At 45.4% G+C, this 14,001-nt stretch carries 12 protein-coding genes; 2 read left to right on the top strand and 10 right to left on the bottom strand.

All coding sequences use genetic code 11. The features are described 5' to 3' along the window. Positions 1–44 precede the first annotated feature (44 nt). Genes WD077_04625 through WD077_04635 form a run of 3 tightly spaced genes read right to left on the bottom strand, consistent with a single transcriptional unit; the run spans position 45 to position 2,913 of the window. Positions 45–1,295, bottom strand: coding sequence for a hypothetical protein (locus tag WD077_04625; protein MEX0966499.1), 1,251 nt, complete (start codon positions 1,293–1,295; stop codon positions 45–47). Beyond that, entirely contained in the window at positions 1,270–1,710 is a 441-nt protein-coding gene (locus tag WD077_04630; GenBank protein ID MEX0966500.1) for a Rieske (2Fe-2S) protein, read from the bottom strand. Before WD077_04630 ends, WD077_04625 begins: the two co-directional genes overlap by 26 nt. A 3-nt stretch (positions 1,711–1,713) precedes the next feature. After that, a complete protein-coding gene (locus tag WD077_04635) occupies positions 1,714–2,913 on the bottom strand; it encodes a di-heme oxidoredictase family protein (protein MEX0966501.1) in 1,200 nt (399 codons plus the stop codon). Between the two features lie 123 nt (positions 2,914–3,036). Here WD077_04635 and WD077_04640 point away from each other — a divergent pair, with 123 nt between their 5' ends. Beyond that, positions 3,037–3,690: a metal-dependent transcriptional regulator gene (locus WD077_04640; GenBank protein ID MEX0966502.1), complete on the top strand. Its 654-nt coding sequence runs from the start codon at positions 3,037–3,039 to the stop codon at positions 3,688–3,690. 136 nt (positions 3,691–3,826) lie between these two features. On the opposite strand, the gene atpC is transcribed toward WD077_04640, so the two are convergent. From atpC to WD077_04665, 5 genes are all read right to left on the bottom strand, one after another. Next, a complete protein-coding gene (gene atpC, locus WD077_04645) occupies positions 3,827–4,060 on the bottom strand; it encodes an ATP synthase F1 subunit epsilon (protein ID MEX0966503.1) in 234 nt (77 codons plus the stop codon). 47 nt (positions 4,061–4,107) lie between these two features. Further along, positions 4,108–5,619 (bottom strand): F0F1 ATP synthase subunit beta, encoded by a 1,512-nt coding sequence (gene atpD / locus WD077_04650; protein MEX0966504.1) that lies wholly within the window; start codon positions 5,617–5,619, stop codon positions 4,108–4,110. Positions 5,620–5,914: 295 nt separating this feature from the next. Then, a complete protein-coding gene (gene lpcA, locus WD077_04655) occupies positions 5,915–6,490 on the bottom strand; it encodes a D-sedoheptulose 7-phosphate isomerase (GenBank protein MEX0966505.1) in 576 nt (191 codons plus the stop codon). 70 nt (positions 6,491–6,560) lie between these two features. Next, a complete protein-coding gene (locus tag WD077_04660) occupies positions 6,561–8,810 on the bottom strand; it encodes a cytochrome c biogenesis protein CcdA (protein ID MEX0966506.1) in 2,250 nt (749 codons plus the stop codon). 41 nt (positions 8,811–8,851) lie between these two features. Further along, on the bottom strand, positions 8,852–11,623 hold the full coding sequence (locus tag WD077_04665) for a pitrilysin family protein (GenBank protein ID MEX0966507.1): 2,772 nt from the start codon (positions 11,621–11,623) through the stop codon (positions 8,852–8,854). A gap of 211 nt (positions 11,624–11,834) precedes the next feature. On the opposite strand from WD077_04665, the gene WD077_04670 reads away from it, so the two are divergent. Further along, the gene (locus tag WD077_04670) at positions 11,835–12,278 is read left to right on the top strand and encodes a nucleoside deaminase (protein ID MEX0966508.1); all 444 of its coding nucleotides are present in this window, start codon (positions 11,835–11,837) and stop codon (positions 12,276–12,278) included. Between the two features lie 3 nt (positions 12,279–12,281). On the opposite strand, the gene WD077_04675 is transcribed toward WD077_04670, so the two are convergent. Together WD077_04675 and WD077_04680 are read right to left on the bottom strand one after the other, a co-directional pair. Beyond that, positions 12,282–12,776, bottom strand: a complete 495-nt coding sequence (locus WD077_04675; GenBank protein ID MEX0966509.1) for a DCC1-like thiol-disulfide oxidoreductase family protein — start codon at positions 12,774–12,776, stop codon at positions 12,282–12,284. A gap of 115 nt (positions 12,777–12,891) precedes the next feature. Continuing rightward, positions 12,892–13,965, bottom strand: coding sequence for a radical SAM protein (locus WD077_04680; protein MEX0966510.1), 1,074 nt, complete (start codon positions 13,963–13,965; stop codon positions 12,892–12,894). Positions 13,966–14,001 lie beyond the last annotated feature (36 nt).

Here is a 14,001-nt window from a genome sequence, read left to right on the forward strand (position 1 = left end):
CGCTTCGCATTCGGATAGAAGTTTTTACCGCCTTGCTACTTCAGTTAGAAATATGTCGAAAAGCCAAATTGAATTACACCCGTGAGGGCCGGCAAATTTCCAAGTAGATCCGTTTGCTGCTCAAAGCGATAGTTGAACCTGATCACCGTTGGGCCTGCCGGACGAAAAGCAACAGAAGGTACGATCGCCCAAAAATCATCGCTTATCTTCTCACCTGTTTCCTCAAATTTTCCGAGATTATAATCAACATATTCCAGGCGCGCGCCTAAATTTAATTTTGCTCCTTCCCAACCCATCATGCGTCTGTCTAGCACGGTGGCGACAATATCCACAAAACTCCCAAATTGCCGCGTACCGTATTGCTGGGAATAAGCAGCCGGAACATCAACAAAAACCTTAGCAGCTTCGCCAACAATACTCAGCCTGTCATTAAACATCGCTGTATTGATATCTACGGCCAAAACGCTGGCGGTTCTTTTTTTATCCAGTACAAGTCCATCATCCATCCATTTGTTAAATACGCCCGACATGCAGGAAAAACCAAGTTCACCGATTTTACGCTTGCGCACAGCGACTTTTCCGGTAAACATAGGTAGTCCGCTGTGACTTTCTTCAAACCTGAAGGAATTATGTTTACCCGCTGCCAGCGAGGTCCTTCCCTCTGCGTTCGAGATGATCTGGCCATCAAATCCATTACTTAAATACGCCTCATAACCTAAAGTCCATTGGCGGACATAATATTTTCCATGCAGCCCAGATCCGGCATTTGAAAGCGTAGTTGGAATGATGGAAGTTGCCGACACGGGGCGATCTATAAAATCCCACCGGGGGCCATCATGGTTTTGATTAAATGCCCCGATCGGATTCATAATAATTCCGCCACGCAAATTCAGTAAAGGATGAAACTCTATATCCATCGCAGCAAACTCAATATTAATTTCCCGCGTGCCACCCTCAAATTCAAGCTCTGAAAGAAATTTTATGCGCTTTGTAATGGTTGACGAAAAGAACAGCGTAAAGCGCCTGGCCTGAAACGCCATCCCGTCAGTAATACCGTCTGTGGAAGCATACTCCGTATTTACTTCCAGGTATCCTCCTATGGCCACCGGCAATTTAGCGGCTGAAAGAAAAGGGCGGTTGTATACCGCATCCATATTCATCGCTTGCTGTTTTGTATCCTGCCCAATGCGCTGAATCTTTTTGGCCGTGTCAGTTTGTGCATGGCCATTCATAGACAAAAGCATCAGGAAAACAGCCGCTGCAATTATTTTAAAGAATGATGTAAATAAATTCATGGTCCGTAATTGTTTTAAAGGATAAAAGATTTTGATCGGCAGGCGGATTCAGCACTACGCCCTGCCGGCTAAACTCGCTCCCATGGCATGGACAAATGAGAACCTCTCCCTGCGGCCGCAGCTCGCAGCCCTTGTGGGTACATTGCATAAGCAAAGCTGAGTATTCATCATTGCTTATTTTATATAAATAAAGTGGATAACTGAATTTTTCGGTATTTACCAAAACAAATTCCCTGGATATTATTTTTTCATTTTCAGTTTTTAGAAATTCATTCTTCCTGATTAATATCCGGTCGTCTTTATAAGTGCTGTTCGCAATATAATTGGAGGCCACACAACTTTGAAGCACTCCTATTAGTGCAGTTCCGCCAAGACAGGCAAAGCCGCAGGTTCTAATAAAAGTCTTTCTGTCCATAGCCTACAGTGATTCCAGGAATTGGAGCAGTGCCTCTTTTTCTGCCTGCGAAAGGTTTTGATAATTCATCCGGCTCGCTGACCCCTCCCCGCCATGGAGCAGAATGGCTTCTTCGATAGTTCCTGCTCTGCCGTCATGCATCAGAAAGAATCTTCCACCCTGGGCATCAGGCGAAAGTCCCAAACCCCATAGCGGAGGCGTTCTCCATTCTGAAGTTTTGGCACTGCCTTCTGTGTAACCATCATCAAGTTCGCTTCCCATGTCGTGTAAAAGCAAATCCGTGTAGGGGTGAAATTCTTTGTAGGAAAGTGCCTCCACCGGGGCAAATCCTGTTTTCAGGGTTGGTTTATGACAGGAGGCACAACCTGTTTCAACGAAGACATTTTTTCCATGAATAACTGCGGCATTTTCCTGGTCCCTCTGCAGCGGGACCTTCAAAGTCTGTAGATAAAGCACCACATCATTTATAATCTGAGTAGAAACCTCCGGGTCTGTTTCCAGTCCGCTGTATACATCAATAGGATTAAAAAGCGATGTAATGCCTATGTCCTGGCTATAGGCATTGATAGTTTGGTGCAGCAGATCAAACGCAGCCGCCTTTTTACCAAACCGTCCAATATACTTTTGGCCTTTAGAAATAGCATCGGGAAGAGGCTTGAGATAAGAAGGGATAGCAATCCAGTTCGGCACACCCGAAATTCCATCACCATCCGCATCATCAGGATCAGCCATTGCCAGGATATCAGCATCTGGCACAAAGGCCAGAAATCCAAGGCCGGTGACGGCAGGCGGGATAAGTCTGGTAAAAGTGGCATTCTCAGGAAGGATTTCCGGGTTGTATCCGGGTATTGCTCTGTTTTGCAACTGCGGGCCGCCCAGGTGCAAAAATTTATTTCCGGTGCTGTCCGTCTGTCCAAAGCGAGTGAGGGTGGTAAATGGATGTCCTTTCCCATCACCTACATGGCAACTGCCGCAGCTTGTGGCAACGAACGTGGGGCCCAGCCCGCTTTCCGCTGTAAATTGTTCATTAAATGCTACGTCTCCCTTAAGGAATTGTGCCAGTTCAGCAGTCGTTAAGCCCTCCATGGGTCCATCCAATATTTCATCTTCATTGGGTTCAGGGGGTACAAGCTTATGGCACGACATCAAAACGAGGGAAGCAAAAAGCACAATAGCTGACCAACCAATATAAACTAATTTCATTATTCTAATACATTTTGACAGTTGCAAATATATACTTTATTTGAATTACAAAACAAGTTATATTAGGGTAGCCTAATTTACATCAAAAACACCTTTACCTACTTTTGCATAAAAGATCATTAAATGCACTCACTCACAGAAGAAAATTACCTGAAGGCCATCTATCATCTTTCAAAAAAAGAAGTACCCAGGATCACCCCTACCGCGCTGGCCGATGAAATGAGCATAAATGCAGCATCCGTGGTGGATATGATCAAAAAGCTCTCAGAGAAGAAACTGATAAGCTATGACAAGAAGAATGGAGCAAACCTTACAACAAAAGGAAAAAACATAGCACTGGACGTTGTACGCAAACATCGTTTGTGGGAGGTTTTTTTGTCAGAAAAGCTGGGCTACACCTGGGATGTGGTGCATGAGATAGCCGAACAACTGGAGCACATCCGGCACCATGAACTGGCCGACCGGCTGGATAAGTTCCTGGGACATCCCAAATATGACCCGCACGGAGACCCCATTCCCAATTCAAAGGGCGAAGTACCCGCCACAGCCGACACATTGTTGTCAGAAATAGAAGAGGGAAACACATGCCGGGTAACCGCTGTAAAAGATACTTCGGCCATTTTTCTTCAGTACCTGGAACAACTCTCCGTAAGCATTGGAACCAAAATCCTGGTACTTGAAAAAATTCCCTTTGACGGCTCTATAGTCGTAAAGATTGAAAAGAACCCGAAAACCACCGTATCCGAAAAATTTGCTGAAAACCTATTGGTAAGCTGAAGTTGAGGGTTTCACGAAAGTGACCATTGATCTCCGCAATTTGAGCCTGGTCCTCATAGCTCCCAATAATCAACAAAGCCTTCAGAGAAGCAGTATCTCTGAAGGCTTTGATCTATTTTTTTCAATATGGCTTTTCTTAAACCAATACGGATATTTTATTATCCAATACTTCCACGAATCCACCTTTAACATCAAAGAAAAGCTCCTCCCCTGATTCGGTAATCACGCGTACCTCCCCATCCTCAAGGCTGCTCATTAAAGGAGCATGGTTCTTTAATACTTCAAACGAACCTTCGCTTCCCGGCAGGCGGACGCGCTGCACTTCTCCGGAGAATATCTTTTCTTCAGGACTTAATATACTGAGATGCATTTTGTTGATCTTGCTTTTATCATGGATTAATGAAACCAGAGGGTCTTCTATGCATTGGCCTCTGCCAGCATTTTTTCGCCTTTTTCAATTGCTGAATCAAGATTTCCAACCAGGTTAAAGGCGGCTTCCGGATACTTATCTCCCTCGCCAGCAAGAATTCGCTTGAAGCTGCTGATGGTTTCTTCGATCGGTACGAGTACGCCTTTCAGTCCGGTAAAGGCCTCCGCAACGTGAAAAGGCTGCGACAGGAATCGCTGTACCCTGCGTGCGCGGTGAACCACCTGTTTGTCTTCATCGGACAGTTCATCCATACCGAGAATTGCGATAATGTCCTGCAATTCCTTGTAGCGTTGTAGTATTTCTTTTACAGCCTGTGCAGTATTATAATGATCGTCACCCACAGTTTCGGGTGTGAGGATGCGGCTCGTAGAATCAAGCGGGTCTACCGCAGGATAAATACCGAGTTCCGAGATCTTCCTGCTAAGTACCGTGGTAGCATCAAGGTGAGCAAACGTGGTTGCCGGAGCCGGGTCGGTGAGGTCATCCGCAGGAACGTAAACCGCCTGTACGGAAGTAATGGAACCTCGCTTGGTAGAAGTGATGCGTTCCTGCATCAATCCCATCTCAGTTGCGAGTGTGGGCTGGTATCCCACCGCTGAAGGCATCCGTCCAAGAAGTGCAGATACTTCGGAACCTGCCTGCGTAAACCGGAAAATGTTATCGATAAAAAAGAGAATATCACGGCCTCCTTCTTCAGCCGTATCACCATCGCGGAAATATTCGGCAACTGCCAGGCCTGACAGTGCCACGCGGGCACGAGCACCAGGAGGTTCATTCATCTGGCCAAATACAAAAGTTGCTTTGGATTCTTTAAGCGTTTCAGTCTTTACTTTGGAAAGGTCCCATCCGCCTTCTTCCATGGAGTGCATAAATTCATCGCCATAGCGGATGATACCGGCTTCAAGCATTTCACGCAGAAGATCATTTCCTTCCCTGGTACGCTCTCCTACACCGGCAAATACAGAAAGGCCTTCATAAACCTTCGCGATATTATTGATGAGTTCCTGGATCAAAACGGTTTTGCCTACCCCGGCACCACCAAACAACCCGATCTTGCCACCTTTAGCGTAAGGCTCCAGCAGGTCAATTACCTTGATACCGGTCCAGAGCGGCTCCTCGGCTGTAGACAGTTCTTCAAATTTTGGCGGGCTTTGGTGAATGGACCTTTCACGGCCTGTATCAACTTTGCCGATGCCATCAATTGCCTCGCCAACTACATTGAACAGGCGGCCTTTAATTTCTTCGCCCACAGGCATTGAAATCGGCTTGCCCTTATCCAGCACTTCCATGCCTCTCACCAACCCTTCGGTGGAGTCCATAGCAATAGTACGTACCAGGTCTTCTCCTAAATGCTGTTGAACCTCAAGTATCAGCTCTTCTCCATTTGGCCGCTGTATGAGCAGCGCGTTCAGAATCGGGGGGAGTTTGGAACCTTCATCCGAAAAGCTTACGTCTACCACAGGGCCGATGACCTGGGCAACTTTTCCTTTATTCTGCATAGAAAAACGTTTTTATCGTCTGATTTTTCGAGGTGCAAATGTAGCCTTTTGTTCATAAATTTTATGCAACATAAAGCCACGGATAATTTGCACCAGGCCCGCCCTGCCGGGTTATATTTAAATTCACATCCAAAAGGATTTTACAACCGAGTGAATAGATTTGAAACAAAGTTTTTTGTAAAATCCGGCTTTGTGATCTTTCGTGTCTTAGCGCCTTAGTGTCTATTTTTAGATCAAAGTGTATTTTTAAATCCAGCTTTGTGATCCTTAGTGCTCTTAGTGGTTATTTTAAAACCTACCCGGCAATCAATTGCTTCTCCGCTAAATCAATTAATATATGGATCACTTTAATATGAATTTCCTGAGCGCGATCAGAGTAGCGGGTTTCAGGAGCACGAACCTCCACGTCACACATGGCGGACATCTGGCCTCCTCCTTTGCCCGTAAGGCCAATTACCTTCATTCCTTTCTTCTTGGCAGCTTCAATAGCGTTAACCACGTTCGCAGAATTCCCACTGGTGCTAATGCCGAGCAGCACGTCTCCTTCCCGGCCCCATGCTTCAATATAACGGGAAAAAATGTGTTCATAGCCGTAGTCATTTGATACGCATGAAATATGGCTGGGGTCGGCTATGGCCGTTGCGGCTAACGCCCTTCGGTTGTCCCGGAATCGTCCGGTAAGCTCTTCGGCAAAATGCATGGCATCGCACATTGAACCTCCATTCCCGCAGGAATAAATACCATTGCCATTTTTCAGGGCGCTGGCGATAATTTCTCCGGCTTCCTCAATTGCCATTAAGTTGCTCTCTTCAGCTACAAATCTTTGCAGCGTCTCAGCCGCCTCATTCAGGTGCTCACGAATTTCCTTCATTTTTTAAAATTATAAATTGAGTTTTAAATTAGAATCCCTGATAAAATTAAAATTAAAAAACAGGAAGTTATCAGTTGTCGGTGGTTAGACTACTCCTGCGATCGAATTCGGCAAGCCCCTCCCTGAGAAACTCCAAATACGCAGATACGCTGGGATCATATCCACGAGGTTGCGACAGCACTTGTTCATTATGATCCAGCAGCACGTAATAGGGCTGGGCATTTCGCCCAAACCGGGTTATTTCAAAGTCCAGCCATTTTTTCCCAACCTCGTCAATCTTCTTTTTTCTTCCACCCTGTTCTGATACATAATGTTCGTCTTCCGGTAACTTTTCACGGTCGTCAACATACAAAGAAACCATTACAAAATCCTGTGCAAGTATTTCCTGCACGCGTGGATCAATCCAGACATTATCCTCCATTCTGCGGCAGTTCACACAGCTCCATCCCGTGAAATCAATGAATACCGGTTTGTCTACTTTCTTGGCGTATTCCAGCCCGGCATAATAATCATGGAAGCAAGGCAGATTGTGCGGACAGTGGTTTTGCGCAATCTCAGGAGGAAATTCCTCGCTGCTATTGGCATAACCCGAATTCTGTCCAGGCAAGCCGCCTTCCCAGATCGTATAACTTGAAGGTGGCAGAATTCCGCTGAGCAAGGTTAAAGGAGCGCCAAAAATTCCTGGTATCATATATATCGAAAATGCAAACGCAATCATTGACATAAATAATCGCGGAACGGATATATATGGTAAATCACTGTCGTGGCTGAATTTTAATTTTCCAAGTAAATAAAAACCCATCATTGTAAATAATACGATCCAAATTCCCAGGAAAATTTCTCTTTTTAAAAATCCCCAGTGATAGGCCAAATCCACATTGCTTAAAAATTTAAATGCCAATGCCAATTCCACAAATCCCAGTACTACTTTAACGGAGTTGAGCCATCCACCCGACTTAGGTAATGAATTGAGCCAGGAAGGGAAAATTGCGAATAGCACAAAAGGCAGCGCCATGGCCAGCGAAAAGCCAAACATGCCAATAAGCGGCCCGCTTGCTCCTCCGGTGGTGGCCGCCTGCACCAGCAGCAATCCTATTATAGGCCCTATACAGGAAAACGAAACCAATACAAGCGTCAGGGCCATAAAGAAAATTCCTAGCAAGCCTCCTTTATCAGATTGGGAGTCTACTTTATTTACCCAACTGGTAGGCAAACTAAGCTCAAAGGCTCCAAAAAAGGACATGGCAAAAATTACAAAAACCACGAAAAACAGCAGATTGAAAAACATGCTGGTAGACATTTCATAAACGGCTGTATTTCCAAATATTTTGGTGATCAGGAAACCAAGCAGAACGAAAATTCCAATTATGGAAAGTCCATACACAATGGCATTGCCGATTCCTTTTGAGCGTTTTTGATTTTGCTTCGTAAAAAAACTCACCGTAAGCGGGATCATTGGAAACACACAAGGCGTGAGCAATACGGCAAAGCCTCCGAGAAAACTTTCAAAGAATATCTGCCACATGCTTTTTGGAGATTCACTTGCGTAAGGATCCTCCTCTGATCCGGCACTGGCTTCCTCTTCGGGTTCTGAGTCAGCTTCGGGTTTACCGGCTGAAGGGTCATCCTCATCTCCCCTGTCGCCCGATTTAATTTGCTGAAAACCGGTTGCCTCCTTATCTGTCGCTGCCGGCTTTTCTTCGCTGGCTGTGGCGTTTCGCTCATCCTGTGCGGCATCTTCTCTTGCCTGCGGAAAACTGGTTTTGGAATTCCCACTCCCGGCAGGTGGCACAAATGATTCTGATTTATCTTCACATTTAAAAGGCTTTTCTATCTTTTCATTTCCTGTAAGCTTAAAACTAAATTCCTCCTCTTCTGGTGGCAAACATGTTTCGTCATTACAAGTCATAAAATATACGTTGCCATTGACGGTTCCACTTTTACCTGTGAGCTCTATAGCCTGGTAAAAAATAACCTCTTTTTTATATTTTCTGACAATGATATTATCAAATACCGGCTCCTCTTCCTCAAGCAGGTTTCCGCACTCCAGTGTTTTTCCTTTTGTATTATATCCCGAAGCTTCTATATATGTGAATTCCGTTTTAACCGGCCCCGGGCCTTCAAAATCCATTTGCTGAGAATAAATATACCAACCCGGATCAACATTAGCTTTTGCAAATAATTCATACGTTTTATCGCCTGTTCTTTTTACCTCAAATTTCCAGTGAACAGGATTCTCTATTATCTGTGCAGAAACGGGGAAACTAAAATAAGCCAGAAACAATACCGGCAAGAGGAAAGCGACATTTATCGTTTTCAAAAATTCACCCATTTTAATATTAATATTCATCTTCTTAATTTTTATGAGGCAACTGCTCCATTAACATCCAGTTCCACCACTTTTCCATATCCCAGCTTTTCCAGCCCTGGTAATATCCGGTTGCTGTTGCCCACTATCACAATGGCCATTTGATCAGCCGGCAAATGCTGCGTTGCAATGTCATCTAGTTCATGCTTTGTAATGCCATTCAATATCGCACTTTGCTCCTTTACAAAATCCTTGTCCAGATTGTATTCCGCAATTTTCATCAGGAAATTCAGCTTTTGATAATTGGTTTCATACTTCAATGCATCGCGCTGACCCAGCGAGTTTTTGGTAAATTGCAATTCTTCAGCCGACATACCTTTCTTCCTGAAATCTTCAAGCTCCCGCATTATTTCTTCCACGGCATGAGCTGTTGCATCTGCCCTTACGCTGGTATATACGGTAAACGGCCCAGGAAATTTTGAACCGTAAAAGAACGAACCTGCTCCGTAGGTGTAACCTTTGTCCTCACGCAGGTTTAAATTAATACGGCTGTTAAATGCACCACCCAGCGGGTAATTCATTATTTGCGATTTAAAATAAGGCCCAGTTGCATCGAATGGCAACGCGAGATAACCCACACGAATCTCTGACTGCGGAGCATCATCCTTATTCACTAAATACACACGTGTTTCAGGAAGTTTCTTTATCGCAAAAAATTCTTCTGAAGGATACACTCCGGATTCCCATGTGCCGATCTCTCCTAATGCAGCCAGCACCTCATCCTCTCCCACATCCCCGCATGAAACCAGTTTTGCATTATCAGGAAGAAAATTGTTTTTATAGAAATTCTTAACATCCTCCAGCGTAATACTGCTGACCGACTCGTAGGTTCCCAAGGTGGGGGTGGAATATACATGGTCATTCCCATATATGATTCCTGAAAAAGCTTTGGACACCAGGGTAGCGGGCTGTTTGGCCTGGTTGGTAATATGCTCCAGTTGCTGCATCTTCACCCGTTGAAAATCCTCCTCAAGAAAAGCCGGGCGGAAAAGCACTTCGCGAAGCAATTCCATTGTAGGCATAAAATTCTTTGTAAGGCTTTTCACCTCTGCATGCATGTATTCGCGGTCAGCCTTTATCTGTATCTGGCTTCCCAGCCGCTCTATCTGGCTGCTGATCTCCTCTGATGAAAAATTCAGGGTGCTTTCGCTCAGCATGCCGGCAAGCACATACGCCAGTCCTTCCTGTCCTTTCGGATCGCGCCAGTGGCCGCAATCAATGTAGAGCCTTAGCGCTACAGCCGGTACTTCTTTATTCCGCGAAGCCACTATCTTCAACCCATTCGCCAATACATCCTGCTTAAATTCAGGAACGATGGGGAGTTTCGCCTTAGGCGCCTGCGGTTTTGCGCTTCTATCAAAAGTTTCGTGAGTTATTCGTTTCTTCGTCTTTAGCCCCTCTTTCTGAGGCGAAGGCTTGGCCGGTGTGGTATAATTGTCAGGATGGGTAACTGTTTCAGGCTTGTCTTCCGGATAGGCTGTAATGACCAGCTTTGGCTTAGCATAAATATATTTTTTAAAGACACGCATAACGTCCTCACTGCTTACCCCGTTGTAGCGGTCAATATCCTTCTCAGTAAATCCCGGTTCTCCAATCAGGTACTGGTAACTTGCCAGGCGTGTGGCTTTGCCTTTCACGCTTTCGAGGCCATAGATAAACTGCGCCTCATGCCCGGCCTTTGCCCGCTCCAGGTCTTTTTCTGAAATTCCGTTTTTTGCTACGTGTTCCAGATTCGAATAAAAAATATCCTCAATTTCCTTCAGCCCTACATTCGGGTAAGCAAAGGCATTCAGTTGAAATTCACCGGCCAACTGATAGGCTGGCTGGAATACATAAGCCTGAGCAGCTTTCTGGCTTTTTACAAGCGTTTGGTAAAAGATGCTTTCCTTGCTGCTGCCCAATATATCTGATAACATATCCAGGGGCGCTTCATCCTCATGAAACGCAGGAACGGTGGGATAAACGAATTGCAACAGCGGGAAATGGATCTTGTCAGGATAGCTGATGAATCTGTCAGCAGTGAGCCGGAATGGCCTGGGTTGAATTCTCGCCAGTTCGGGTCCGGCAGGAATGCCTCCGAAATATCGCTCCACAAGTTGCAGGGCATTGTCATAGTCAAAATCGCCTGAAATTGTGAGATAGGCATTATTAGGCCCATAGTAGCGCAGAAAAAATGCTTTGAGATCCTCCACGCCTACCGAGTCCAGATCTTCCATATCTCCAATGGTTGTCCATGAATAAGGATGCCCTGAAGGATACAGATTTTTGCATTCCAGTTCGTGAACCATTCCATAGGGACGGTTCTCATAATTCTGCTGTTTCTCGTTCTTAACCGTATCCCGTTGTATTTCAAATTTTTTCTGGGTAATCCCTTCTATCATAAAACCCATCCTGTCGCTTTCCAGCCACAGAACTGTCTCCAATTGGTTGGACGGTACGGTTTCATAATAATTTGTGCGATCGCGGTTCGTGGTGCCGTTCAGGGTTCCGCCACTTTCTGTAATCACCTTAAAATGTTCCTGGTCGCCTACATGCTTGCTTCCCTGAAACATCATGTGCTCGAAGAAATGCGCAAATCCTGACTTCCCTATTTCTTCCCTCGCAGATCCTACATGATACGTTACATCCACATGCACCACCGGATCAGAATTATCCTTGTGCAGAATTACAATAAGGCCATTGGCTAACTGATATTTACGAAATGGAATTAAAGCACCGTTCGTGGTGCTGTTTGATAGTTCTATAGTTTTGGGACTGGATTGCATAAAAAATATTTAGATCAGGAAATACTTTGATGGCCGGGAATAATAAAGCAGAAATAAGCTAAAACTCTTAAACCGGAACGGGCGCAAATTACAGAATTTATGCCATTGGGCAGGGCGGGAACCAACCGGAATGGAAGCCTCCACAGGTGTCTTTTCCCTGCTAATATTGATTGATATTCGTTCCTTCGCCCCTCAAACGAATTCCCTGAACATGGAGATTTTTTCTGATGAATATTTTATGCAGGAAGCGCTGAAGGAGGCAGATCTGGCGCTGGAAGAGGATGAAGTTCCCATCGGAGCCGTGGTGGTGGCGAAAAAGCGCATCATCGGCCGGGGCCATAACCAAACGGAAAGATTGAATGATGTTACCGCTCATGCAGAAATGATCGCGATCACTTCTGCTGCGAATTATATGGGTGGCAAATATCTTTCAGAGTGTACGCTGTATGTAACGCTGGAACCTTGCCCGATGTGTGCCGCAGCCCTCAATTGGGCACAGATTGGCAGCATCATTTATGGCGCCCGCGATGTGCGCAGGGGATTTACCGGTTACACGCCTTCTCTCATTCATCCTAAAACCATTGTGAAAGCCGGGTTTTTTGAGCAGGAATGCCTGGCGTTGGTTCAAAATTTCTTCAGGACAAAGCGCAGATAGAAGCTACGATCTTCTCCGGCCGAAGAGCCATAGCATCAAAACCAACATGTTAATCCCCAGCAAATAAAGCAACCAATAAGGCTTCGGACTTGCGGGATTTTTTCCGAAAGTGGCGATGGTTACTTTCATGAGGCTTGGCCGGTTATTCGAAATGAGCCGGTAAATCCTGTCGCTTAGCGCGGCAAAAGCGCCCGAACTTTCGTAGAGCGAATAGAGCCATCCCCATTTTTTTCCATAAGTAAAGCTACGGAATGGTGCTGCGGCATTTATATAATAAGTGCCATCCGGCTCCACAAGCACCACAGATTCCCGGAATACGGATTCATCAATATCCTTAAATGCCGGTGCCACTTCCTGAAAAGGGGCATAATCAATCGCATCGTTCGTGATTTTTTTCCAGCGCAGCACCCAGTAATGGCAGAAACCACAATCTCCATCCCATATCATAAGGGCTTTATTTTCGGGGGCAAATTTGGTGGTTCGTTTGGTTGGGCTCATTTCAATCAAATCTTTTGTTGCAGCTACTGCCTGTTTTTGATTAAATTAATTGGAAGCGTGCATAAAAGTTTAATCCTTTTAGAAACCGGGACAATCCTAAAGAATCTAATCGAAATCAAAAAGCACTGCAACACCTGCTGCAAGCAGGCAGCAATCCACCCGCATTTATCAGATCTTTACGAAAACGCGAGGCCACTGCGGAATTCCAGATCTCAGGGAGGGTGGATTCATACATATTTCCGAGCGTCAGATTGTAACAGCGGCCATGAGCCGGAATCACGCTTCCGTCTGATTTGATCATCACATTTCTGAAAACATCATTGCATCTCTTGCCAATTAAAATTTCAGGGTGATGGTAAAAAATATCCAGCCCCATCCGGTCATGAATTTCCGGAGAAAAAATAACCTGAAAGGGATACGTGCTTTGCCGGATCTGCTGGATTTCTTCATACAAGAGCGAAAGGTCCATATTGTCAATATTGACCTCCTCCAAATTGGAAACGGTAGCAGGATAATCTGTGCCATACAGCAGGTTGTGTTTCTCGGCTATTTCCTGGTTCGTGTAGTTGGTATGCATAAATCCAAGCTGCTTCAGGGGAATATCCCGGAACAGATCCGCGAATTCAGAGAGATGGCCGATATTCCATTCAGTGATGCAGCAAAAGACTGAGATCTGCGGCCGTACCTCATGTTCCAACAGTTTCTGTATACCTGCCATTGCCCACTGAAATGAGCTTTTGTGGCCGCGGATACGGTTGTGAATTTCCGGGGGCCCATCCAAAGAAATGAAGATCTCATCCAGCCCGGCCTCCGCCAGTTGTGAAGCCTTTTGCCGCAGGGTGAGGGCATTGGTGGTAATGCTTGTATAAAGCCCCTTCCGGTTAGCATAGGCAATCGTTTTCACAAGGTGGGGATATACCAGCGGTTCAGTAAACGCATAGCCGATCTTGGCTTTTGGATAATGCTCTGCGGCCTGGTCTATTAATTTCAACACAAGTTCCCGGGGCATATTGAGCGGCTTTGCGCCCATCAGGTTCTGGTAAAAATTGCTGCCGTTGTACTGCGTTCCTACATCGCACATTTTACAGTGCAGGTTACAGATGTTGTTCACTCCCAGCACCAGCCATTCCGGAGCAAACATCAACTTGCCCGGCATTAAATGAATGTTGACTTTTTTGAACAGTTGCATAGTTCGAAGGTAGGAAATAGCGCAGGAGTTGCAGAA

The sequence above is a fragment of the Bacteroidia bacterium genome (assembly GCA_040880525.1).
Lineage (GTDB): Bacteria > Bacteroidota > Bacteroidia > CAILMK01 > JBBDIG01 > JBBDIG01.

Coding starts and splice junctions, on each gene's coding strand:
- WD077_04625 (MEX0966499.1), bottom strand. CDS start 1,295: ATGAATTTATTTACATCATTCTTTAAAATAATTGCAGCGGCTGTTTTC.
- WD077_04630 (MEX0966500.1), bottom strand. CDS start 1,710: ATGGACAGAAAGACTTTTATTAGAACCTGCGGCTTTGCCTGTCTTGGC.
- WD077_04635 (MEX0966501.1), bottom strand. CDS start 2,913: ATGAAATTAGTTTATATTGGTTGGTCAGCTATTGTGCTTTTTGCTTCC.
- WD077_04640 (MEX0966502.1), top strand. CDS start 3,037: ATGCACTCACTCACAGAAGAAAATTACCTGAAGGCCATCTATCATCTT.
- atpC (MEX0966503.1), bottom strand. CDS start 4,060: ATGCATCTCAGTATATTAAGTCCTGAAGAAAAGATATTCTCCGGAGAA.
- atpD (MEX0966504.1), bottom strand. CDS start 5,619: ATGCAGAATAAAGGAAAAGTTGCCCAGGTCATCGGCCCTGTGGTAGAC.
- lpcA (MEX0966505.1), bottom strand. CDS start 6,490: ATGAAGGAAATTCGTGAGCACCTGAATGAGGCGGCTGAGACGCTGCAA.
- WD077_04665 (MEX0966507.1), bottom strand. CDS start 11,623: ATGCAATCCAGTCCCAAAACTATAGAACTATCAAACAGCACCACGAAC.
- WD077_04670 (MEX0966508.1), top strand. CDS start 11,835: ATGGAGATTTTTTCTGATGAATATTTTATGCAGGAAGCGCTGAAGGAG.
- WD077_04675 (MEX0966509.1), bottom strand. CDS start 12,776: ATGAGCCCAACCAAACGAACCACCAAATTTGCCCCCGAAAATAAAGCC.
- WD077_04680 (MEX0966510.1), bottom strand. CDS start 13,965: ATGCAACTGTTCAAAAAAGTCAACATTCATTTAATGCCGGGCAAGTTG.